At 70.7% G+C, this 22,349-nt stretch carries 21 protein-coding genes and 2 riboswitches; of the genes, 9 read left to right on the top strand and 12 right to left on the bottom strand.

The window, feature by feature from the left end; translation table 11 throughout:
• Nucleotides 1-26 precede the first annotated feature (26 nt).
• Together NBH00_RS23875 and NBH00_RS23870 are read left to right on the top strand one after the other, a co-directional pair.
• The gene (locus NBH00_RS23875; protein ID WP_437126599.1) at nt 27-1,205 is read left to right on the top strand and encodes a S53 family peptidase; all 1,179 of its coding nucleotides are present in this window, start codon (nt 27-29) and stop codon (nt 1,203-1,205) included.
• 149 nt (nt 1,206-1,354) lie between these two features.
• Nucleotides 1,355-2,161: a cupredoxin domain-containing protein gene (locus tag NBH00_RS23870; protein WP_254571068.1), complete on the top strand. Its 807-nt coding sequence runs from the start codon at nt 1,355-1,357 to the stop codon at nt 2,159-2,161.
• Nucleotides 2,162-2,203: 42 nt separating this feature from the next.
• Here the strand turns inward: NBH00_RS23870 and NBH00_RS23865 are convergent, their stop codons facing one another.
• The 6 genes from NBH00_RS23865 to NBH00_RS23840 form a co-directional block, all read right to left on the bottom strand.
• Nucleotides 2,204-3,769 (bottom strand): RNA polymerase sigma factor, encoded by a 1,566-nt coding sequence (locus tag NBH00_RS23865; RefSeq protein WP_254571067.1) that lies wholly within the window; start codon nt 3,767-3,769, stop codon nt 2,204-2,206.
• Nucleotides 3,770-3,875: 106 nt separating this feature from the next.
• Complete coding sequence (locus NBH00_RS23860; RefSeq protein ID WP_254571066.1) at nt 3,876-4,604, bottom strand: hypothetical protein; 729 nt, start codon at nt 4,602-4,604, stop codon at nt 3,876-3,878.
• A complete protein-coding gene (locus tag NBH00_RS23855; protein WP_254571065.1) occupies nt 4,601-5,953 on the bottom strand; it encodes a prepilin-type N-terminal cleavage/methylation domain-containing protein in 1,353 nt (450 codons plus the stop codon). The genes NBH00_RS23860 and NBH00_RS23855 overlap by 4 nt, the downstream gene beginning before the upstream one ends.
• Nucleotides 5,950-6,582, bottom strand: coding sequence for a PulJ/GspJ family protein (locus NBH00_RS23850; protein WP_254571064.1), 633 nt, complete (start codon nt 6,580-6,582; stop codon nt 5,950-5,952). The genes NBH00_RS23855 and NBH00_RS23850 overlap by 4 nt, the downstream gene beginning before the upstream one ends.
• A riboswitch (cyclic di-GMP riboswitch) is annotated at nt 6,581-6,660 on the bottom strand. It overlaps the preceding gene by 2 nt.
• Nucleotides 6,661-6,692: 32 nt before the next feature.
• Nucleotides 6,693-8,018, bottom strand: coding sequence for an EAL domain-containing protein (locus NBH00_RS23845; protein WP_254571063.1), 1,326 nt, complete (start codon nt 8,016-8,018; stop codon nt 6,693-6,695).
• Nucleotides 8,019-8,089: 71 nt separating this feature from the next.
• Entirely contained in the window at nt 8,090-8,704 is a 615-nt protein-coding gene (locus tag NBH00_RS23840) for a hypothetical protein (RefSeq protein ID WP_254569725.1), read from the bottom strand.
• A gap of 9 nt (nt 8,705-8,713) precedes the next feature.
• Nucleotides 8,714-8,795: riboswitch (cyclic di-GMP riboswitch) on the bottom strand.
• A 345-nt stretch (nt 8,796-9,140) separates the two neighbouring features.
• Here NBH00_RS23840 and NBH00_RS23835 point away from each other — a divergent pair.
• Nucleotides 9,141-10,043, top strand: a complete 903-nt coding sequence (locus NBH00_RS23835) for a glycoside hydrolase family 16 protein (RefSeq protein WP_254571062.1) — start codon at nt 9,141-9,143, stop codon at nt 10,041-10,043.
• A 249-nt stretch (nt 10,044-10,292) separates the two neighbouring features.
• Here NBH00_RS23835 and NBH00_RS23830 read toward each other — a convergent pair whose 3' ends face one another.
• The 4 genes from NBH00_RS23830 to NBH00_RS23815 are packed head-to-tail and all read right to left on the bottom strand — an operon-like array spanning nt 10,293 to nt 12,667.
• Nucleotides 10,293-10,658: a DsrE family protein gene (locus NBH00_RS23830; protein ID WP_254571061.1), complete on the bottom strand. Its 366-nt coding sequence runs from the start codon at nt 10,656-10,658 to the stop codon at nt 10,293-10,295.
• A gap of 36 nt (nt 10,659-10,694) precedes the next feature.
• Nucleotides 10,695-11,474, bottom strand: coding sequence for a methyltransferase domain-containing protein (locus NBH00_RS23825; RefSeq protein WP_254571060.1), 780 nt, complete (start codon nt 11,472-11,474; stop codon nt 10,695-10,697).
• A complete protein-coding gene (locus tag NBH00_RS23820; RefSeq protein ID WP_254571059.1) occupies nt 11,471-11,983 on the bottom strand; it encodes a DUF4395 family protein in 513 nt (170 codons plus the stop codon). Before NBH00_RS23820 ends, NBH00_RS23825 begins: the two co-directional genes overlap by 4 nt.
• A gap of 18 nt (nt 11,984-12,001) precedes the next feature.
• The gene (locus tag NBH00_RS23815) at nt 12,002-12,667 is read right to left on the bottom strand and encodes an ArsR/SmtB family transcription factor (RefSeq protein WP_254571058.1); all 666 of its coding nucleotides are present in this window, start codon (nt 12,665-12,667) and stop codon (nt 12,002-12,004) included.
• Between the two features lie 39 nt (nt 12,668-12,706).
• Between NBH00_RS23815 and NBH00_RS23810 the strand changes: the two genes are divergently transcribed.
• The 3 genes from NBH00_RS23810 to NBH00_RS25720 all read left to right on the top strand — a co-directional run bounded on the left by NBH00_RS23810 (nt 12,707) and on the right by NBH00_RS25720 (nt 15,212).
• Nucleotides 12,707-13,471, top strand: coding sequence for an MBL fold metallo-hydrolase (locus NBH00_RS23810; RefSeq protein WP_254571057.1), 765 nt, complete (start codon nt 12,707-12,709; stop codon nt 13,469-13,471).
• A complete protein-coding gene (locus tag NBH00_RS23805; protein WP_254571056.1) occupies nt 13,468-14,757 on the top strand; it encodes an MFS transporter in 1,290 nt (429 codons plus the stop codon). Before NBH00_RS23810 ends, NBH00_RS23805 begins: the two co-directional genes overlap by 4 nt.
• 98 nt (nt 14,758-14,855) lie before the next feature.
• Nucleotides 14,856-15,212 (top strand): DF family (seleno)protein, encoded by a 357-nt coding sequence (locus NBH00_RS25720; protein WP_437126598.1) that lies wholly within the window; start codon nt 14,856-14,858, stop codon nt 15,210-15,212.
• Nucleotides 15,213-15,521: 309 nt separating this feature from the next.
• On the opposite strand, the gene NBH00_RS25665 is transcribed toward NBH00_RS25720, so the two are convergent.
• Together NBH00_RS25665 and NBH00_RS23795 are read right to left on the bottom strand one after the other, a co-directional pair.
• Entirely contained in the window at nt 15,522-15,929 is a 408-nt protein-coding gene (locus NBH00_RS25665; protein ID WP_254573753.1) for an ArsR/SmtB family transcription factor, read from the bottom strand.
• 239 nt (nt 15,930-16,168) lie between these two features.
• Nucleotides 16,169-16,774 carry a TetR/AcrR family transcriptional regulator gene (locus NBH00_RS23795; protein ID WP_254571055.1) on the bottom strand — a complete coding sequence of 202 codons (606 nt, stop codon included), beginning with the start codon at nt 16,772-16,774 and terminating at the stop codon, nt 16,169-16,171.
• 107 nt (nt 16,775-16,881) lie between these two features.
• Here NBH00_RS23795 and NBH00_RS23790 point away from each other — a divergent pair, with 107 nt between their 5' ends.
• The 3 genes from NBH00_RS23790 to NBH00_RS23780 all read left to right on the top strand — a co-directional run bounded on the left by NBH00_RS23790 (nt 16,882) and on the right by NBH00_RS23780 (nt 22,231).
• Nucleotides 16,882-19,296, top strand: a complete 2,415-nt coding sequence (locus NBH00_RS23790; RefSeq protein WP_254571054.1) for an MMPL family transporter — start codon at nt 16,882-16,884, stop codon at nt 19,294-19,296.
• Nucleotides 19,293-20,843, top strand: coding sequence for an MFS transporter (locus NBH00_RS23785; RefSeq protein ID WP_254571053.1), 1,551 nt, complete (start codon nt 19,293-19,295; stop codon nt 20,841-20,843). The genes NBH00_RS23790 and NBH00_RS23785 overlap by 4 nt, the downstream gene beginning before the upstream one ends.
• Before the next feature lie 359 nt (nt 20,844-21,202).
• Nucleotides 21,203-22,231: an LLM class flavin-dependent oxidoreductase gene (locus tag NBH00_RS23780; RefSeq protein WP_302182665.1), complete on the top strand. Its 1,029-nt coding sequence runs from the start codon at nt 21,203-21,205 to the stop codon at nt 22,229-22,231.
• Nucleotides 22,232-22,349 lie beyond the last annotated feature (118 nt).

Raw genomic sequence — 22,349 nt, 5'->3', positions numbered from 1 at the left:
GCCGTGGTTTCCACCCTGAGGTGTTCATGCTTTCCACCGCTCGCTGTGCCGGCCGTACGGCCGTAGCCGTAGCCGTTCTCTTCTTGGCCTCGGCTTCGGCCGCGGTCGCGGCGCCGTCGGCGCAGGGGGTGGCGCACAAGGCGGTCTGCCCGGGTGCGCCGTCGGGCTTTGCGCACTGTGACTCCCAGGTCGTCACCGACGCGTCGGGTGCGCCGCTGGCCACGGCGACGCCGTCCGGGTTCGGACCGGCCGATCTGCAGTCCGCCTACGCATTGGCGACGGCGGCTGCGGGTGCGGGTGGGGGGCGGACGATCGCGATCGTCGATGCCTACGACGATCCGAACGCGGAGTCCGACCTCGCCGTGTACCGGGCGCAGTACGGGCTGCCTGCGTGCACGACCGCAAACGGTTGCTTCAAGAAGGTCAACCAGGCCGGGGTGCAGGGCTCCTACCCCCGTGCTGACGGCGGGTGGGCGCAGGAGATCTCGCTTGACGTGGACATGGCGTCGGCGGTCTGCCCGAATTGCAAGATCCTGCTGGTCGAGGCCAAGACCAACAGCTTCGCCAACCTGAGCACGGCGGTCGACACCGCCGCGGCGCTTGGGGCCTCCACGATCTCCAACAGCTACGGCGGCAGCGAGTACGCCTCCGAGGTCACCGACCAGTCCCACTACAACCACCCCGGGATCGCCGTCACGGTGTCTTCGGGTGACAACGGGTACGGCGTGGAGTTCCCCGCCGCCTCGCAGTACGTCACCGCCGTCGGCGGCACGTCGCTGAAGAAGGTCGCGAGCACCCGGGGCTGGGCCGAGACGGCCTGGTCGGGCGCCGGCAGCGGCTGCTCGGCGTACATCGCCAAGCCCTCGTGGCAGAAGGACACCGGCTGCTCGAAGCGGACGGTCGCGGATGTCTCGGCGGTCGCCGACCCCAACACCGGCGTGGCGGTCTACGACTCCTTCCGCGGATCGGGTGGCTGGCTCGTGTTCGGCGGCACGAGCGTGTCGGCGCCCGTGATCGCCGGGGTGTACGCCCTCGCGGGCAACACGGTCAGCGACGGCTCCTACCCGTACCTCCACACGAGCGATCTGTTCGACGTGACCTCGGGGAGCAACGGCACCTGCGGCGGGAGCTACCTCTGCACCGCGACGACCGGCTTCGACGGCCCGACCGGCCTCGGCACCCCCAACGGCGTGGGCGCGTTCTAGCACCGACCGTGTCGGCGGCGCCCGGCGTACCGGGCACCGCCGGCGCCTGTTGATCGCGGGAAATCCTTCCAACGTTGGGTGCTCGGCGTTGTTGAGGGGATATGTCGTTCTCTCGGTCTGATGACGTCGGCCGCTTTCGGTCCTGGCCGGTGCTTGTGGTCGTCGCGGTGCTCGGGTTTGCCTGCGCGGTGCTGCCGGCGCTCGCCTCCACGCCAACCATTCGCGCGACGAGCTCGAACACCTGGAGTCCGAGCACCGTCACCGTCACCGCGGGCGACACGGTGCACTTCTCCGACACCGATGACGGCACGCACAACCTGCGCTTCGACGGTGAGGCCGCGGCGGTCACGCCGCTGAGCTCCTCGTGGACGTACGACCGGACGTTCGCGAGTGCCGGGAGTTTCGGCTTCTACTGCGAGGTCCACCCGCGGATGACCGGCACGGTCATCGTGCAGGCGGCGAGCACCACGACAACGAGCACTGGCACCACGTCAACGTCGACCGGGGGCACGACGACCACGAGCACAACGACCTCGCCGACGACGAGTACCACCACCTCCGGCGGGCAGGCGAGCACGACCGGTGGATCGACGACGACCGGCGGCGCTGGCGCGACCACGACCCCTTCGCCCACGGCCGGGTTCGCCTCCTCGCCGCGGCGTTTGCGCGTGTCCGCTCACGGCCGGTTCCGCTACCGCTTCAGGGCGACGCCGTCGAGCGGCGGGACGTTCGCGCTGCGCAGCGTGAAGCAGCTGAGGGTCGGCGCCGTCCGCAGGCGAGTCCGGGTCGGCCCGGTGCGGTTCATTGCGTCCTCGACGGGCCACGTGCTGGCCAAGGCCAAGCTCGCCAGGAGTGGGCTTCGCGCGTTGCGCCGGGTAGGGCGGATCCGTTTCCGGGTCGTGGTCGTGCTCGGCGGGCAGACGTTTACTGCGCACGTGACGTTGCTCGCGCCCTGATCGGCCCCGGGGGGCGTCGGGACGCCGTGCGGACGGACTCGGTCAGCCGGCCGCGGTGCCGCCGGCCCCGGGGCCGGAGCGAGGGGCTGTGCCGCTGCCACCGCCGCTGGTCGGGACGGTGGGCGTGGTCGGTGCGGTCGTGGAAGTGGTGGTCGGGGCGCTCGCAGATGCCGTCGGCGTTGTGGTTGTGGATGACGACGGGACGGGCGCGGTGGTTGTGGGTGTCGTCGGTGCGGCGGTCGGCCCTGTGGTGGTGAGCGGACGCGCGGTCGTCGTCGGCGCTGCTGCCGTTCCGGTGCTCGTCGGCGGACGTGTCGCGGTATTTGGGCGCGTCACGGTCGTCGGGGCGGGCGCCGAAGGTGTCGCGGTGACCGGGCGTATCCGCGTCGGCGCGGGACGCTGGGCGGCGGGGACGCTCGTCGGCGACGCGGAGGGCTGATGTGCGGCCGTGGTCTGCGACGGGGCGCCCGTCGCGCTGTTGTGCGCTTGCGGCATGTTGTGGGTCGAGTCGCCGCCGGCCGTCGTCGGTCCGGACGCGCGGCTGGAGGCTGCGCGGCGGCTCGTCCCCGCGGTCGCCGGTGGCGTGGCTGCAGGACCGGAGGTCGCGGCGCGGTGCCCGGCCGTGTTGGCGGGTCCGTTGGAGCTGATGGACGTCCGCGGCGCCGGGTGGGTCGTGGCGTGGTGATGGACCGCGACGCCGGTGGCCCCGGCGGCGGCGACGCCCGTCGCGGCCAGGACGGCCATCTTGGTGGTGATGGCGGCGGCGACGGTGCTGGTCGTTCCGGCGGCCCCGCCGGCGCCGGCGGTGAGGGCGCCGCCCTTGGCGGCGGCGCCGCCGGTGTGGAAGAGGTGGCCGAGCAGCGCCGCGCTCGCGGCAACGGGCAGAACGGGGAAGAGGGCGCCGAGCTCCTGGGGCCGTGCGGTGAGCGCGAGGTCGAAGTGACGGCAGGCGGAGCAGCTTGCGAGGTGGCCGCGCATACGCCGGCCGCGGCGGACGCGGCCGTCGCCGTCGGAGAGCTTGCGCTGGATCTCATCGCACTGCATCGCGCGTCCTTCGGCGAGCTCGGCCAGGGCGGTGCGGGCTTCGAAGATCGTCTGCTTGACCACGGTCGGGGCGCAGTCCAGGACCTTGGCGATCTCCTGGTGGGAGAGGCCGCTGAGCTCGCGCAGCACGAGCGCCTGGCGCTGGCGGTCGGGGAGCAGCGTCAGGTCGCTCCAGAGCTGCTTGAGGCGGTCGCGGTCGGCGACCATGTCGCTCGTCGGCGGGCCCTTGCTGGCGTGTGTGGTGTCCAGTTCGCTCGTCGGGCGCTGCTGGCGGATGCGGTTGATCGCTTCGTTGTGGGCGATCCGGAACAGCCACGGACGCAGCTCGAAGTCGCGGTCCTCCTGTTGGAGCGCGACGATCGCCTTGACCATCACACTCTGCAGGACATCCTCGGCGTCGGCCGGGTCGCGGAGGATCGAGCGGATGTACCGGTACAGGTCCTGATGGTGCTCGCGGTAGACCTGCGAGAACAGCGTGCAGTCCGCCCGGACCGCGCTCGAGCGCACGGGTAGGCGCCGGGCGAGCAGGCCCGTCGGCGAGGGGAGGGTGTGTGGTGGGCTCACGGCCACGTCCCATGTATCGACAACACCCCGCACGCGCTGAAGTCAGTCCGCATCTGCACCGAACGGGGCGAGTCGCGCGAGTGCAGGCGCCGGGTCGGCATCGGGGTCAGTATCCCGGGTTGGTGGGGCAGCTGGCAAAGGGGTCCGTCGCGCCGGCGGGCAGCGGCGGGCAGCGGGTGTAGTGGCGGCGCACAAACGGGTGGGTAGGGGTGCTGAGGTTCAGCCAGTAGGAGACGATCACGCGCCGGTAGGTGTGGCCGGCGTGGCCGATCGCGGAGACCTGCCGGACGATCAGCTGCCCGGCCGGGATGCTCGTGGAGGCGGCGACGGTGCTGGGGAGGGTGATCGTGGTGGAGATCGCGTAGCGGTAGGACTCGCCGTCGGAGAGGGGCTGCTCAGTGGTCATCTGGCAGAAGTTGTTGCCCGCGGAGATCGGCGCGACCTGGACCCCGGCGGTGGTGGTGCTGAGGGTGGCCAGCGGGGTGCTGACGGTCGCGGTGGTGGCGGGCTGGGCGGGGATGCTGGTGGTGCTGGCGTCGTTCATCTGCACGCCGACGCAGCCGAGGGTGCGCAGCGTGCCGGTGGCGAGGCCGAGCAGGCCGTCGCTCTCGGGGGCGATCAGGGTCTTGCTCATGCGGTAGCCGGCGATGTCGGCGCCGGCATCGGCGGCGGCCTGGGCCTTCTCGCTGTCGCGGGCGGGGGTCGCTCGCTGCAGGCCGGAGACGGCGACGGCGATCGCGGTCCCGGCGAGCAGCAGCACGATCGACAGGACGATCATCGTCGCGACCATCGTGAACCCCGCATCAGTGCTCGAGGACGTGGGCCTGCGGGTCATAACAGGTGGGCGTCGGGGTTGGTGATGACGGTGGTCAGCCAGATGTAGTTGCGGGGCCCGATGTCGGGGCTGCTTGAGACGGGCCGGACGGCGATGCTGACGCGCACGGTGTTGTGGGCGCTGCCGGTGTTCAGCACGGCGAGCAGCGCGCTCGCGCGGTCGGTCTGGGTGCTGGCGAGCGTGCCGAGGTCGACGCTCGTCTGGGTGCTCACGGTCGCGGTGACGGTGCGCCCGTCGGCGGCGCTGACGCCGAGGCTGCCGCTGAGCGTGACCGAGCCGGCCGCGGCGGTGACCGCGTCGTCCTGGGAGGAGATCGTGCTCAGCAGGCTGTCGGCCACGCCGAGCACCACGTTATCGAGCGAGCTCGAGAGGTCGGTGACCTTCTGATCCAGCGTCGTCGAGGTCGAGGTCAGGGTGGCGAGCTGGGTGGTGAGGGTCGGGAGCGCCTGGCTGATGGCGGCGAGGTCGCGCAGGTCCGGGAGGGTGGTGCTGTCCGGGAGCTGGCACAGATCAACGCGCGTGCCGGTGAGTCCCGCTGTGGTGGTTCCCGCGGTGAGTTTCTGCCGTAGCGGGTCAAGGCCGCTTGAGAGGCTGGTGAGCGCGCTGCGCAGCCCGGCGACCGCGGTCTGCAGTGGCGCCGTCCCGCCCTGGATCGCATCCAGGCTCGTGCTGAGCGCGGCCTGCGTCTTGGCGCCGAGCGTTGATCCGAGCAGGGCCAGCACCGTCGAGGTGAGCTTGGCCTGCGCACCGGTGGTGTCGGTCACGATCTTCGCCAAGAGGCCGCCGGTGCCGGTGCTCCCGACGAGCTGGTAGAGGAAGTTCTGGGTTCCGCTGGAGGCGGTGAGCGCGGCGATCGCGGCCTGGACGCTGGTGATGGTGTCCGCGAGCCGGCTGAGGTCAAGGACCGGGCAGCTCTCCTGGCGGTAACTGACAATGCGCCACACATCGAACGTCCGAGGACCCTTGTCGGTCTGCACCACGAAGCGCTCGTAATCCGCCGGTGCCGTCGGGTCCGTGGAGTACGGCACCAGCGGCTCGGTGACCTGGGTGCCGGTGCTGTCGGTGAACGTGTAGGAGCCGTTGCTCACGCGGCCGGGATCCACCGCATCGGCGGGCGGGGCGGTGTGGCGGACGGCGGCGGTGCTGAGCGTCGACCACGGCCGGGCGCGGAGCTGCTCGATCGCCGCAGTGCCCACGTCGGAGGCGATCTGGATGTTCTGCGAGGTCGCGGCGGTCTGGTGCCCGCGGGTGAACACCTCGTAGGCCGGGAGGATCCCGAGGCCGAGGACGAGCATCGAGACGAGCACCTCGATCAGCCCGAACCCCGCCTCACCCCGGACGCGTCTCATGGCCATGGGCAGTCACTCCCGACGGTCAGCGGGATGGTCTGGCAGTTGCGCGGCACGAACGTCGTGTCGAAGTCGACGGTGGCCGGCCGCGAGGCGATCGGCGCCGACAGCCGCACCCGGACGCTCGGCAGCCCGCCGGCCCCGCTGACGGGGGCGAGCACGGTGAACGCGCTGACCCCGGAGACGGTGAACTGCCCCGGGGCCGGCTGGTCGGCAGTCCCGGCAGTGAGGTCACGTCGTACGCATGCCCACGTCGCGGCACCGGCGGGCGCGGCGCAGTCCCACCGGATCGTGTGAAGCGCGATCGCCCCGTCCGACTGGCGGGTCAGCACCTGCAGATCGAGCGTGTCGCTCGGCGTCGTCGGGCTGCTGGTCCACGGGGCGACAGCGAAGCTCTGGCGCACGTCGTCGCCGATCCGGGCGATCGTCTGGTCAGCGTCGTCGGTCCCGGCAACCCTTCCGGCCACGGCGAGTTCGTGCACGGCCGAGCCGTCCAGCAGCGACAGCACGGCGAAGAGGATCACCACGCCGACGAGCATCGTGACGAGGAGCTCGACGAGCGTGAAGCCGGCCTCATCACGACGGCGGGTGGATGGAGGGTGGGGGGCTGGAGGGGGGTGGAGGGTCATGAGCGGCTGGGCCGCCTCACCGTGGTGAGGTCCCTGGCTTTGCGTCCCCGCCTCGCGACGGGTTTGCCTTTGGTCGGTGTCAACGGGCCCGAACAGGCTCGGGCGGCGGGTCAGGCCTTCCCGGTCGTGTCGTTTGCGGCGATAGCGGGAAGCGCCCGCAAGGTGGTCAGCCGGGGGTGCCCGGAATGCCCGACCGCTCGCGCCTGAGCGTGAGCGGGGAGATGACGCAGGAGCGTGGCGAGATGGTGCGCGACCGTGCGCGCGAGCGTGAGCTGCTGGCGGGTCCAGGGCCGGTCCTCACTGCTGAAGACCTCAAGCAGCCCGACGGCCTGTCCGCAGGCGCGCAGCGGGATCATCATCAGTGCGGCCAGGCCGTTGGTGTGCAGCAGTTGCAGCTCGTGCTCGTCGGCGCCGGTATCCCCACGCAGGACCTGGGCGGCGTCTCCGGTCCGCAGCAACGCGCCCGTGGTCGGGTAGTCGGCGACGCGATAGCAGGGCTCGTCCTCCCAGACGGACCCGGCGCAGGTCTGCAGGTAGGGGTCCCCGCCCGGGTCCTCGAGGCGGGAGATGCTCAGGCCGTCGGCTTGCAGCAGCAGCTGCAGCTGGGGAAGGGTAGCGTTGAGGTCTGCGAGGGAGGTGCAGTTGCTCAGCCGGGCGGCGAGCGCCTCCTGCAGGATCTGGACGTGGTCGCCGAGCGGCCGGTCGCCGTGGCGCAGCGCCGAGGCCAGGCCCTCCCGGCAGGCCAGCGCGGCCATCGGCGCGACGGTCGGCCACCGGGCGTGGGGGCGGGCGAGGTAGAAGCCCTGGCCGATCGGCACGTCGAGGTCGGCGAGCGTGGCGAGCTCGTCCTCGTGCTCGATGCCCTCGGCGCAGAGCATCGCGCCGGTGCGCACAGCGAAGCGGCTGAGGGCCTCGATGAGCGCAACCTTCGCCGGGTCAAGGTGCACGCCGGACACGAGCTCGCGGTCGAGCTTGATGATGTCGGGGCGCAGCAGCATCACCTGCCTGAGGCTCGCGTACCCCGCGCCGGCGTCGTCGACCGCGATCAAGGCTCCTCGGCCACGGAGGTCGTCCAAGTGGGTCTGGATCGAGGAGCCGTGCAGCACGAGCTCGTTCTCGGTGATCTCCAGGATGAGCCCCGACAGATCACGAGGCAGCATCCGCTGCACCGCGTCGGAGGCCAACGCTGAGGCGCTGACGTTGACCGCCAGCAGCGCGCCGCCGGGTGGCCGACCGCCGCGGAGGGCCAGCGTGATCGCCAGCGCCTCGGCCACCGGGCCGGCGCCCTCGCGGCGGGCCTTCGCAAGCCACGCGGACGGCGAGGCCGACTCTGGGCGCAGGAGCGCCTCGTACGCCCACGGTCGCCCGGTCTGCAGATCGACCATCGGCTGATAGGCGATCGTGAGGCCCTCGGTGATGTCGGTGCTGGACGTCATCGCGTAGGTGGAGTTGAACCGCACGGCGATCGGCGGCGACCCTTCGGGGGTCGCCGCCGACAGGCCGTTGCTCAGCGGCGGCTCGTGGCCGTCGTCGGGTCCGTCGGGGCCGGGTCCGTCGTCGGGTCGGTCGCGGGCGCCGGGTCGGTGCTCGGGTCCGGGGTCGTGACGGCCTGATCCTTGGCGAGCTTCGCGGCGGCCTTCACGCACTGGCTGAACGCGGTCCCGTGCTGACCGGCGACGTGCTTCTTGCTCAGCGACTTGCAGGCGCTGGTGGGGTTGCTCGTCACGCCCGAGGCGAGCTTGGCCATGGCGGTGACGCACTTGCTGAACGGCGTGCCGGTCTGCCCGTCGACCGGCTGCTTGCTCTCACCCTTGCAGTAGGTGCCGTAGGCCTTCGCCTTGCTCGAGGCCGACGCGTTCGGCCCCGGCGTGCCGGCGGGCTTGTGGCTCATACCCGGGTTGCTCGTCCCGGTCGGGTGGTTGTCGGCGGTCGGCGTGCCCGACGGCACGTACGCGCTACCGGGGTTGCTCGTCGCGGTCGGGGTGCCCGACGGCGCAGCGGTCGTGGCCAATGCGGGCGGGCCGGCGGTGAACCCGGCCGGGATCCCAGCCGCGAACGCGGCGGCGGGCGTGAGCGCGACCGAGAGGGTCGCGGCGATGGTGGTGAGCGTCGTGCGGTACATGGATGCCTCCTGGGCAACTGGGCGGCCTTCCGTCCGTGGAAGACCCCTGGCTTTGCGTCCCCGCCTCGCAACGGGTTTGCCTTGATCGGGTAGGTCCGAGGACAAGCCTCTAAGCCAGACAACACGGGCCGCTGGGCTCGGTCAGCCCCAACTTCCCAGATCAAACGAACGTCCAGAACGCCGCCGTGCGGTCCCCCGCGCCGGGAGGCGGACGGCGACCGAGATGCGGCAGCGGGAGTTGCAGAGCGAGGATCCGAATCCGACAAGATGCCCGCCTTAGGGGATGCGCGCGCGGCGCCGGACCGCGCTCGGTGCCGGCGCCCGCTCGGCCGCACGCTCAAGGATGGGACCGGCGGTGCCGAAGCCCCAACAAGCAGATCGTCACCTCCGGTGCGCGTCGGGACATCCCCGCAGCACCAAACCGAATGGACCACCCGTGAACTTCTCGCTCCGCCGCTCCGCGCTGTGCCTCCTGCTCGCCGCCGGCGTGGCCACGGCCGGCGCTCCCTCGAGCGCCCAGGCCGCCGGCAAGCCCACCAAGCCGTCCGCCCCGACCTGCGGGACGACGATCTACAAGAGCAGCGGCAGCGCGTGGACGTGCACCTTCGACGACGAGTTCGGCGGGACGAGCCTGGACGGGTCCAAGTGGATCGCCCAGGAGACGGCCAACAGCGGCTACACGAGCGGCCTCACCGCGTGCTTCGTCAACAGCCCGAACAACATCTCCGTCGCCGGCGGGACGCTGAACCTCACCGCCCGCAAGGAGGCGGCGCCGTTCACCTGCACCGACCCCTACGGGAACTTCACCACGCAGTACACCAGCGGCATGGTCTCCACCTACGGCCGCTTCGGACAGGCCTACGGCCGCTTCGAGGTCCGCGCCAAGCTCCCCGCCGCGACCGTCGCCGGGCTGCAGGAATCCATGTGGCTGTGGCCCGTGGACCCGTACAAGTACGGTGCCTGGCCGGGCTCAGGCGAGATCGACATCGCCGAGGCCTACAGCCAGTACCCCGACCGCGCGATCCCCTACATCCACTACAACGCGGCCGCCTTCGACCCGAACGTCACCAACACCTCGTGCCTGATCTCAAACCTCGCCGCCTTCCACACCTACGCGGTTGAGTGGACGACGAGCACGCTGAAGATCATCTACGACGGTCAGACATGCCTCATCGACGACTGGAACCCGGCATCGCCGCTCATCAAGCCCCAGCCGTTCGACCAGCCGTTCATCATCGCCCTCACCCAGGCGCTCGGCATCGGCACCAACGCCTTCGACCCCGCCACCACCCCGCTTCCCGCCACCACGAGCATCGACTACGTCCGCGTCTGGAAGTAGCCGCATCGCGTGATCGGTCCGGGCCCGAAGTAACGGAGGCCCGAGCTCACCACCGCTCGCTGACCTCGGGTTGGCTTTCTGCGTCAGAGCGTGACTCTCCGGGCAGACGCGCGCGGCGAACATGAGCCGCCCATCCGGCGGCGGCATCCGCCGCTGCATCGGTGCGGCGCTGGCTCAAGCCGAGCTCGCGGAGGCGGTCGCCTGCGCGGCGCGTAGGCCCGACGCAGACAGCGACGTCCTTGCGGCTGGTCAGTAGCTGAAGACCGTCGCGGCCTCGTCACCGATCCAGTCCCACAGGGGGGTTGCGCCGGCGACGCGGGCGTTGGCGACGAAGCCGGTGGCATCGAGACCGCGGGAGGTGACGCAGATCGGGCAGACCAGCAGTTCGCCGCCGGCTTCGGCGTACTGCTCGAAGAGGCGCTCGATCGGCGGGCAGCCCTCGCACGCGACGCCTTCCGCGGTGCCGGGGACCGCAAGGTGCACCGCGTCCTTGGTGAGGAACATCGCGACGGGCTTGCCCTTGGCCGCGGCGGCGCCGCCGACGAGGAACGCGATCATCACGCGCTCTGGGTCTTCCAGGCCGGTGGCGAGGTTGATGACGACCTTGTTGCTCATTGGGGTTCCTCTTGATCTTTGGTGATGGGTGGTTGGTCAGCGTCGGCGGGCGAGCAGCGAGATGCTCGTCACGCCGTACTTCTGGGTGGCGTTGTCGGCCTGGTCTGAGACGAAGCGGTATTCGGTGTTCTCGCGCCAGGTCTCGATCTGGAAGCCGGCGGCCTCGATCGCCTCGCGGTAGCCGTCGTGCTGCATCGCGCCACCGATGCACGCCGCCCACAGCGACGCGTCGCAGGTCACGCCCTCGGGCAGTTGGGTGGCGGTGACGATGTCTGAAAGGGCGAGCCGTCCTCCGGGGCGCAGCGAGCGGGCGGCGGCCGCGAACACGGCGGGCTTGTCGGCGGAGAGGTTGATCACGCCGTTGGAGATCACGCAGTCCACGCTTGCGTCGTCGATGGGCGGAGTCTCGATGTAGCCCTCGCGGAACTCCGTCTGCGGGAAGCCGTGCTGGGCGGCGAGGTCACGCGACTTCGCGAGTTGCGCGGCGGTCATGTCGACGCCGATCACCCGGCCGCCGGTTCCGGTCGCGAGGGCGGCGAGGAAGCTGTCGGTGCCCGAGCCGCTGCCGAGATCGAGGACTGTCTCGCCGGCCGTGATTGCGGCGAGGTCGAGGAAGTAGCCAACGCCGGCGAACGAGTCGATCGCGGCGGCAGGGATCTGGTCCAGGTCGGTGGGCGGGTAGCCGAGGCGCTCGCACAGCGGGCGGCCGGTCTCGAAGTGGAACTCGCGCTCGGGCTCCAGCGCGACCTCTTCGTACATGCGCTTGACACGCTGCTCGAGCTCTGTGGTGTCGAGCTGGCGGGTGGGTGTGGTCATCGGACTGCTCCTTGGGTGTTGCTCGCGGACGTGGGTGTGCGGCGGCGTTCGATCCAGGCGAACGTCTCCGATGGCAGGCAGAGGTTGGTGGCGGTCACGGTTGCGCAGGCCGCGACGAGTAGGCCACCGAGCATGAGCGCGACGGTCGTCGCGCCCGCGGTCAGCAACGCGCCGACGACGAGCAGCCACGCCGTGCCGACCTTGAACGCGTCGCGGCGGCGCGGCGGAGTGGGGGGTAGCGGCGGTGCGCCGAGGAGGTGGCGCGCCCCGTGGTTCCAGAGGTGGTCGAAGGGGTGGCGCGCGCCGAAGCCGGCGACCGCGCCGATCGCGGACAACGCGAACACCATCACCGGCGAGGCGAGTACGAGCGCCACGACGACGAGGCTCAGGCACAACCCGGTCGAGAACCGCAGCCCCAGCGCCAGATCACGCCGCTCGGAATCGCTGAGGCAGTAGCCCTGCGTGGTGAGGTTGCCGCGCATCCATGCTCCGGCGTCGACGGTTCGCATCGTGTCCTCCTGCTGGATTCACGCGGCCCTGCGCCGCTTGTTGGATTTCGCGGCAAGCCGCCACTCGGGCCAGCCATCCTGCAGGCGCCGCGCCTGTCGGCCGTCGGCCTGCAGACGGCGGACGGCCTGGTGGGCGTAGGCGCAGAACGGCCCGCGGCAGTACGCCACGACCTCGCGATCGGCCGGCAGCTCGGCCAGCCGGCTTTCGAGCTCTTCGATCGGGATCGAGCGCGCGCCCTCGATGTGCCCGGCCTCGTACTCCTCGATGGGGCGCACGTCGATCAAGACGACGTCGCCGGCGCGCAACCTGGCGATCAGCTCGTCGCGGCCGATCGCGTCGACCTCATCACCGAGGTACTCGCGAGCGGCGCGCTCGACATCGCCCAGGCGCGTGACGGAGGCGTCGCGCAGTGCCAGCCACAGCGCCAGGACCTCGTCGCCCGCGAGGGCGTAGCGGGTGCTGGTGCCTTCGCGCGTGCGCGAGACCATGCCGGCGGCGTGCAGTGCCTGCAGGTGCTGGGAGGTGTTCGCGGTGGACTGCTCGCTGGTCCGCGCGAGCTCATCGACGGTCCGGGGCGTCTGTGCGAGCAGGTCCAGTAGCTCCAGGCGTACGGGGCTGGCGAACGCCTTGCCCATCAGCGCGATGGCTTCGAAGAGTGCGTCTTTGTCGCGGCGCGATTCCATTCGTTGTTATTCAATAGATCACTTGATAACTTGTCAAGCATGTTCCTTCGCCAGCTGCTGAACGACGAGACCGCGTGCGCCTCCTACCTGCTCGGCTGCAAGACCAGCGGCGAGTTCGCGGTCGTGGAACCGCACGTCGACCTCGTCGACCGCTACGTCGAGCTTGCGGCTGCGCAGGGCGCAGAGGTGGTCGCGGTCTTCGACACGCATGTGCAGGCCGACCACGTCTCCGGGATGGGCGACCTCGTCGCGAGGGCCGGAGCGACCGCGTACCTCCCGGAGGGCGCGGGCGTTGCGTTCGAGCACCACGCGCTCAGCGACGGCGAGAAGGTGACGCTCGGCAACGTCGACATCGCGGCGGTTGCGACGCCCGGTCACGCGCTGGCCCATCACGCCTACCTGGTGACCGATCGCACGCGCGGCGACGAGCCGTGGTTCGTGCTTACGGGGGACGCGCTGCTCGTCGGCGACGCCGGCCGCCCCGATCTGCACGCCGGCGGCGAGCACACCGTCGAGCAGATGGCGCGCATGCTCTACCGCTCCCTGACCGAGCGGCTGCTCGCACTGCCGGACGATCTCGTGCTTTACCCCTCGCACTACTCCGGGTCGGTCTGCGGGCGCGGCCTGTCGGCCAATCCGATCTCCACGATCGGGTTCGAGCGCCGCCACAACAGCGCGCTGCAGTTCGGCTCCGAGGACGCCTTCGTCCAGGCCCTGACCACCGACATCCCGCCGGCCCCCGAAGGCCAGGCCGAGATCGTGGCCGCCAACCGCAGCGGCCGTCCGCACGCCCACAGCGCATGACCGTAGCGCCGGTCCGCCTCGGGCTGCGCGAAAACGCCGCGCAGTTCTCGCTGCTGGTCGCGATCAACGCGTTCGTCGGCATGATGGTCGGCCTCGAGCGCTCGACCCTGCCGCTCGTCGGCCGCCATGACTTCCACCTCACGTCAAACGCTGCCGTCCTCTCGTTCATCGTCGCGTTCGGCCTCTCCAAGGCGCTGACCAATCTCGGCGCCGGCGCCCTGGCCCAACGCGCCGGACGCCGTCGGCTCCTGATCGCCGGCTGGGCTTTCGCGCTCCCGGTCCCGTTGCTGATCGGCGTCGCCCCGAGCTGGTCGTGGATCGTCGCCGCCAACGTTCTGCTCGGCATCAACCAGGGCCTCGCCTGGTCCATGACCGTCGTCATGAAGATCGACCTCGTCGGTCCCAAACGCCGCGGCCTCGCACTCGGCCTGAACGAGGCCGCCGGCTACGGCGGCGTCGCCCTCGCCGCCGGACTCAGCGGAGTGCTGGCATCGCAGTTCGCCGCCCGCGACGTCCTCGTCGTCGCCGGCGCAGGCATCGCCGCGATCGGGTTGCTGCTGTCGGTCTTCTTCGTCCACGACACCGCCGCCCACGTCGCGCTCGAGCAAGCCACCCACCATTCGGGATCCGACGCCGAACCGCCACCGCTTCACGAGGCGTTCGCCCAGGCCACCTACCGTGTACCGGCGCTGCGCTCCTGCTCCCAGGCCGGACTGGTCAACAACGCAGGCGACGGCCTGGCCTGGGGCCTTGTCCCGCTGTACCTCGCCGCCCACGGTGCATCCGTCGCTCAGATCGGCCTGGTTGCCGCCGTCTACCCCGGCGTGTGGAGCGTCGCGCAGATCGCCACCGGCCACTGGTCAGACACCATCGGTCGCAAGCCGCTGATCGTCACCGGGATGCTCATCCAGGCTGGTGCACTTGCGATCCTCGCGACCAGCAACGGCAACGTCGCGATCGCGACCGGTACCGCCGCGCTGCTCGGTCTCGGCACCGCGCTCGTGTACCCGACGCTGATCGCGGCGATCTCCGACGCCGTCTCACCGATCGCCCGCGCACCCGTCGTCGGCGTCTACCGCTTCTGGCGCGACATGGGCTACGCGCTCGGCGCGATCATCGCCGGCGCCGTCGCCGACGCCCTCGGCTACAGCGGCGCGATCGCGATCGTCGCCGGCCTCACCGCCGCCTCCGGCCTCTGGGTCCTCCGCGACATGCCTTCACGCAGTCCCAGCGCCACGCCTGCTGGCCGAGGCGAAAGCGCTCCAAGCGTCGCGGCAGTGCGATGACGGCGACCCGCTCGCCGGGCAGCGTGTAGCCCCGCTAGCCTCGCTTCGCGGCACCGCGATTGTGTCGACAGCGACCGCCGTATCCTCTGAACGGAGCGATGAGAGTCGAACTTCTGTACTTCGACGGGTGCCCCGGCGCTGAGGCACTGTTGCCTGAGCTTCATCAAATGATCGCGGACGCCGACCCTGCCGGGGTGCTCTCAGCGTGCGCGGTCGAGTCTCACGAGGAGGCGGATCGCCTGCGGTTCCTTGGCTCGCCTACCGTCCGCGTCGACGGCGAGGACGTCGAGCCCGGCGCAGCTGACCGACGGGACTACGGGATGAAGTGCCGCCTGTACCGGCTGGACGGCGTGCAGCTCCGGGTACCTCCGGAGAAATGGATCCGGGCAGCGCTGCGGCGTAGCATCGACGGCCGTGGCCCGAACGATCGCCCAACGCCTGCACAATCCGCGTAACCGCACCTGCGGCTGCGACCCAGACTGCTGGTGCCAGCGCACCGCACTCGGCCGGGCAACCAAGTGGTGGTTCCCCGCCCGCCTCATCGGGCTGCATCACAAGCGCCAGGGACTCGCGGCTTGGAAGCGCGAGCACGACCCAAAAGGGCCCACGGACTAGCAGTCCACGTACTGCACGCGTGCCGCACGGCGCCTCGCCCGAGCTTTTATTCCCCGGTCGACCTCCACGCCCCGCGGAGCCGGACAGAGTTGTGGAGGTGGATCCAAGAGCCCGGCGGCCGGTGCTAGGAGCAGAACGGTCAGCGTCGGCTACGTATCGGCGCCGTTGCGTATCACAGGCGCGTGCTCGCGAGGGCTGTTGCGGAGGTGCTCGACGTGGCCGACGGCCTGGGCGAGGAACTCGGCGACGTGGTGGTCGTGGAGCTCATAGACGACGTGGCGTCCGGCGCGCCGGCCGATGACCAGGCCGAGGTGTCGCAGCAAGCGCAGCTGGTGAGAGACGGCCGATGCTTCCATGCCGACGGCGTCGGCAAGGTCGCCGACCGAGGCTGGGGCGGTGTGCAGGTAGGCGAGGATGCGCAGACGGCTCGGGGTGCCGAGCGCTGCTACGTCTCGGACGCGACGCGGAGATCGACACGAGGACCATGGCTCAGGGGTGCGGGCTTGGCAGTCGGGGCTGGGAAGCTGGTCGTGAGTGTGCCACGGTCTTGATCCCAGAAGGTCTGCACCTCCTCGTAGCCTGTCGGGTGCGGGCCGGCGACTACGGCTTCGCAGCAGCGTGTGACTCTTGGCCGGGTATACGGATCGTCGCGTCGCCCTGAATCGGACCTCACGGCCGACAGCTTCGACCTCATGGCCGTCGACGCGATGGACGAGGTCGTCGTTAGCGGCGGGGTCTGGAGGCCGGCACGGTCGCCGCGACGTCGGACGAGGCTGCCGCGTGTGCTCTCCCTGGGTCATCGGTCCGAGGGTGGCACGGGAGGCAGCGTGAACAGTGCGTCGACGCGTCTCAGTGTTGCGTCGACTACGGGTCCGTCGCCGGTTTCGGTCCATTCGATGAGGAGGCCGCGCAGCAGCGCGAGCACGAGGCTGGCGAGGTCGTCGCGGGCGTCGTCTGGGTGTCCGGCGTGGGCGAGGCGGCTTGAGATCATGTGCAGCCAGGCCTGTTTGAGTGCGGTGAGTGCGTGGTCGATCTCGGGTGTCTCGGCGCTGCCCCCGAGGAGCGTGATGTACGCGCGGGCGAGCTCGGGCTCGGAGGTGGCGCCGCTCCACAGGACCTCGGCGTTTGAGCGCTCGATCTCGCCGATCGTGGCCTCCATGCCTCGGGCCATCTGCTCGCCGACGGCTTGCACGACGCGGACGAGGAGCGCTTCGCGGGAGCCGTAGTAGTAGGAGATGTTCCGCTTGTCCACGCCGGCCTGGTCGGCGATTCGTCCGAGGGTGGCGCCGCCCATGCCGTCGCGGCCGAGGACGACGGTCGCAGCGTCGAGGATGCGCGCGGCGGTGCTGCGACCCTTGGGGGTCGAGGGTTCAGGCGTGTTCATGGGCAACGCGCGGGACATCGGCTGGCCTCTGCAACGTATCGGTTCGGGCAGCGTCCTCCCCCGAATACTCCTCGATCGTAGAAGTATAATTCCTCGATCGGAGCAAAAATGCTACCGTCGGTGCCATGAAGAGCTCCGCAGCGGTCGGGCCATTGGCGCGGTTGGCGTACTGGTCGGCCGGGAACGGACGCCGTGTGGTGGTGGGGTGGCTGGTGTTGATCGCCGGGCTCGGTGTGTTCCTGCCGAAGCTTGAGAGCTCGCTGTCGGGGGCGGGGATGGAGCACACCGGTTCGGAGTCGGTGCGCGCGCGCGAGGTGATCCAGGCGGCAAATCCGCTGTTCGCAAGTTCGGCCCTCAACGTCGTCATGCGCGGGCCCGGGCCGTACGCGAAGGACCCGCGGTTCCGTGCGGCGGCCCGCGCGGTTGCGCACGTGTTGTCGGCCGATCCCGCGGTGCGCGGCGTGATCGGCCCGACCCGGAGTGGCCTGATCTCGCCCGATGGCCGGACGGTGATCGTGACCGGCGGGGCCGGGCGCGACACCAGCGGCATGGTCCACGCGGCCGATCGTCTGCGCGATCGGGTCAGCAAGGCGGCCGGCCCGCGCTACCAGGCGCACATGTCGGGGCTCTCGGCGCAGTGGGCCGACTTCAACAAGCAGAACAAGGACGCCCTGGTCCGTGGGGAGAAGTACGCGCTGCCGATCACGCTGCTGGTGCTCGTCATCGCGTTCGGGTCGCTGCTGGCGGCGGGGCTGCCACTGCTCATCACTGTGATCGGGCTGTTCGTGACCGGCGGGTTCCTCTACCTGTTCACGCGGATCGGCTTCGTCTCGATCTGGGCGCTGTCGTTCATGTTGATCTTCACGATGGCGCTTGGGATCGATTACGCGCTGTTCATCGTCATGCGCTTTCGCGAGGCGCTGCGAGAACACGCCGATCCGGTCGACGCGGTCGCGTCGACGATGGACACCGCGGGCCGGGCGGTGGCGTTCTCGGGGACGACGGTGCTCGTGGCCACCGCGCCGTGCTACCTGATCCCCAGCCCGATGCCGAAGTCGATCGCGATGGCGATCGAGCTTGCGGTGTGCCTCGTGCTCGCGGTCGTCTTCACGTTGTTGCCGATGCTCCTCGCGCGCCTGGGGCCGAGGATCGATGCCGGAGCGATGCCGTGGCTGAGGCGCCGGCGCGCGACGAAGCGCGGTCCAGACGCAAGCCGCATGGCGCGCTGGGGCGCGGTGGTCTGGGCACGGCCATGGCCGGTGGTCGCGGTCATGGCCGGTGCGCTGGTCCTGTTGGCGCTCCCGATCGCGCATCTGCGCATCGGCATCCCGGTGGAGGAGACGCTGCCCGCGCACGCGCCCGCGCGCGTCGGGGCCGAGCTCGTCCAGAGATCGTTCGGTCCGACATCGATCGGGCCCGTCACCGTCGCGGTCGATCGGGCCCAGGCACAGCAGGCCGCGGCCGTGATGCGCCACGACCCCGACCTGACCGGGGTGCGCAAGCTCCCGGTGGTGGCCGGCGCCCAGACGGTCCTGCTTCAGTCGAACCTGCGTGCCCCGCCCAACAGCGACGCCGCCGGCACGCAGCTCGACCGGCTTGACCGTCTGCTCCCGCCGGGCGCGCTGCTCGGCGGCGGCCCCGAAGAACTGCACGACATCCGCGTCGCGATGCAGGACAGCGCCCCGCTGGTCATCGGCCTGATCCTGCTGCTCGGCTTCCTGCTGCTGCTCGTCGCGGTGCAGGCGCCGTTCATCGCCCTGGCCGGGACGCTGACGAGCCTGCTCTCCAGCGCGGCCGCCTTCGGGATCACCGTTCTCGTCTTCCAGGACGGGCACTTCACCGGGCCGCTCGGGATCCACGCCACCGGCTACATCGACTTCTGGGCGCCGGTCTTCTTCTTCGCGATGATCTTCGCGGTCGCGATGGACTACACCGTGTTCTTCATCTCCTCGGCCCGCGAGCAGTGGGACCTCAGCGGCGATCCGCGAACCGCCGTCGTCAGCGGGATGGGCCGCTCCGGACCGGTGATCGTCGCCGCCGCGGCCGCGATGCTCGGCGTCTACGGCACCTTCGCCGCGTCCAGCGCGCTCCCGGCCAAGGAGATGGGCATGATCCTCGGCCTCGCGGTCCTGCTCGACGCGTTCCTCGTGCGCCTCGCGCTGCTGCCCGCATTGCTGCGCCTCGCCGGGACGTGGGCGTGGTGGCAGCCGGCGTGGCTCGGCCGGATCCTTCCGTCGTTCAGCCTCGCCCACAGCAAACCCACCACGGGCGCTGGACCCGGGCTCGACCCGGCCACACCGACGCCGAGCGACGCGGCCGACCGCCGCGACGCGATCCTCGACGCCGCGCAGGCCCTGTTCGCCGAACGCGGCTACCGCTCGGTGACGAGCCATCAGATCGCGCGCTGCGCGGGCGTGGACCTCGACGACCTCGAGCGCCTCTTCGAGTCGCGCGACGAGATCCTCGCGACCGTGCTGGAACGGCTCATCGACCGCGCGGCGCAGGCGGAGCGGCCGGCCCGTCCGGAGGTCGTTCGATGAGCAGAGCTCGCAGCGTCTGGGTGCTGACCGTTCTGTGCGGTGCGGTGAGCCTCGTCGTCGCGTCGATCACCACGCTCTACGTCGCCGGCCCGGAGATCGCCCGGGACGTCGGCGCCAGCCAGACCGAGCTGACGTGGATGATCGACATCTACACGCTGGTAATGGCCGGGCTGCTGCTCCCGGCCGGTGCGCTCGGGGACCGGTTCGGCCGCCGCGGCGTGATGATCGCGGGCCTAATCATCTTCACCGCGGCCGCCGCCGTCCTGCAGGTCGTCGACACCCCCACGACGCTGATCGCCACCAGGGCGCTGCTCGGACTCGGAGCCGCACTGATCCTGCCCTCGACGCTGTCGCTGATCACCAGCACGTTCCCGCCCGACTTCAGGGACACCGCGGTCGGGGTGTGGACCGCCGCCTTCACGCTCGCCGGGGTGTTCGGCGGGGCCCTCGCCGCGATCCTCCTGGAGTTCTTTTCCTGGCGCTCGGCCTTCTGGAGCATCCTCGCGGGCGCGATCGTCGTCCTGGCCGCGTCGCCGAGCATCCCCAGCTCACGCGACGAGCAGCCGCCACCGATGGACAACTGGGGCGCCCTCGCCGCGCTCGTGTCCGTCAGCGCCCTCGTCTACGGCTTCATCCAGGCCGGCATCGACGGCTGGACCAGCCCGACGATCATCACCGCCCTGACCCTGGGTGTACTCGCCGGCGCGGGCTTTGCGGCCATCCAGCTACGCCGCGCCCACCCGCTGCTTGACGTGCGCCTGTTCGCCAACCGGTCCTTCGCCGTGGCGGCGTTCACCGTCTTCGTCGCCTTCGCCGCGGTCTACGGCCTGGCGTTCCTCATCATTCCCTACCAGCAGATCGTCCTCGGTGACTCCGCGCTGGCTGCGTCGATGCCGATGTCAGCCACCGCGGTGACGATCATCCCCATCACGATCGTCGCCCGCCGCCTGACCGAGCGCATCGGCCTGCGCGCCGTGGTCGCCCTCAGCTGCCTGTTGAACGCCGCCGGCTTCGGCATCCTCTGCGGCATCGGCATCGACGGTCCCGTCTGGGTCCTCTACGCCGCGACACTCGTGATCGGCGCCGGCCTCGGCCTCGGCATGGTCCCCTGCACCGAGGCGATCCTCACCAACGTCGAACCGGCCAAACAGGGCGTCGCCGCCTCCGTCAACCACACCACCCGCGAGGTCGGCACCTCGCTCGGCGTCGCGCTCTTCGGCGGACTGCTCTCCGGCTCCTACGCCGCATCGGTGCACGACATCACCCAGGCCCTTCCCGGACCTGCGCGCGAGGCCAGCCGCGGGTCGGTCGCCGGCGCCCTGCAGGTCGCCCAACAGTCGGGTCCGCGCGGCGCGGAGCTCGCAGGCCAGGCCCGGCACGCCTACGTCACCGCCACCCAACACACGTCACTCGTGATGGTCTTCATCATGGTCGCCGCCGCCCTCATCGCCGCACTCTGGGCCCCACCCAAGACCCCGCGCGCCGTCTCCGCGACACCCGTCGAACACGACCGACGCCACCAACTCACGCCGGCGACCAACCGGTGAACACCCGGGGCCGTGACCGACGGTTGCTGCGGTGGCCACAGGCCTCCAGGAGGACGCTGCGGTCGGGGTCCTCGCTGAGGCCGGGCGGTGACCTTCGATACAGCCGGTCGTGGACGCGTGCGCCCTCGCCCTCGCCCTCGCCGCGTTGCTGCTCAACACCGGTGTGATCGCCGACCGCGCCGGCCGCGGCCGGACAGCGTGCCGACGTCACCCTGAGCGTCCGGTCAGAGCGCGGAGCGACATGAACGCCCGGTGTCTGGCCGACGCGCACCTCGAGCCCCGCCGACGTCGACCGCTTCGGACCGCCCGCGACCGGACCAGCCGCCACCGCACGAAGACACCCCATCAAGGACCCACCCATGCCTGAGCCTGTTGCCACGTCAGCCCCGTCGTTGCTCATCACCGGGGGTGGAGGCCTTGCGGAGGTGGCAGAGTCAGCCCGCCTGGCCGAGGAGGCAGGGTTCGCCGGCGCCTGGACGACCGAGTTCTACGACCGGTCGGCCACGATCTCGCTGGCGGCAATGGCGGCCGCCACGACGACGATCACCCTCGGGAGCGCGATCGCCTACGCGTTCGGCCGCACCCCCCTGGTGTGGGCCGCAGAGGCACGCGACTTGGACGAGCTGACCGGCCAGCGTCTGATCCTCGGGCTCGGCACTGGCACGCGGAGGATGCAGCAGGACTGGCACGGCCTCGACGGCGAGCATCCGGCGCCCCGCATGGAGGAGCTCATCCCGTTGCTTCGCAACCTGCTGCGACTCAACGAGGGCCCCATCACCCACGACGGCCGCTTCTACCGACTGCACGTCAAGCCGACGCTACCGGTCGGTCCGCCGCCGCGGACCGACCTGCCGATCTACCTCGCCGGCGTGAACCCGAGGATGATCCAGGCCGCCGGCCGCGTCGGCGACGGACTCGTCGGCCACCCCTTGTTCACCGCCGAGTACGTGCGTGACGTCGCGCGTCCCGCCCTGCAAGAGGGCGCCGAGCACGCCGGTCGCGACCGGCAGATCCCGATTGCCGGCTATCTCACCTGCAGCGTGAACGACGACGGTGACCTCGCGCGCGAGGCCGCCCGCGCCACCGTCGCGTTCAACTCGACCGTCAAGACTTACAGGGTCATCCACCGCCACCACGGCTGGGAGGCACACGCCGAGAAGATCCGCGAGAAGTGGATCGGCGGCGACTTCGCCGCAGCGGTCAAAGCCGTCCCCGACGAGATGGTCGACACCATCACCCTCGCAGGCACCCCCGACGAGGTCCGCGCCAAATACGCAGAACGCTGGGACGGCGTATACGAGCACACGCTCCTATGGCCGTCGGCGTTCGCCGGCATGGACGGCGTACGCAAGGTCATCGAGACATTCACCGCGGTCCACACGCCGTGAGACGGTCCGATGCTCGTCGCGCCGAGCTGGCCGTGTCCGCGCCACGGGACTTCGTCCCGAAGTTCGTCCCACACCCAGATTCCAGTCGCGCCCGACCAGCCCAACGTCTAGGATCCGT

The organism is Paraconexibacter antarcticus (assembly GCF_024220175.1).
Taxonomy (GTDB): domain Bacteria; phylum Actinomycetota; class Thermoleophilia; order Solirubrobacterales; family Solirubrobacteraceae; genus Paraconexibacter; species Paraconexibacter antarcticus.
Note: the sequence above shows the minus strand (reverse complement) of the source record. Positions and strands in the feature narration are given on the sequence as shown.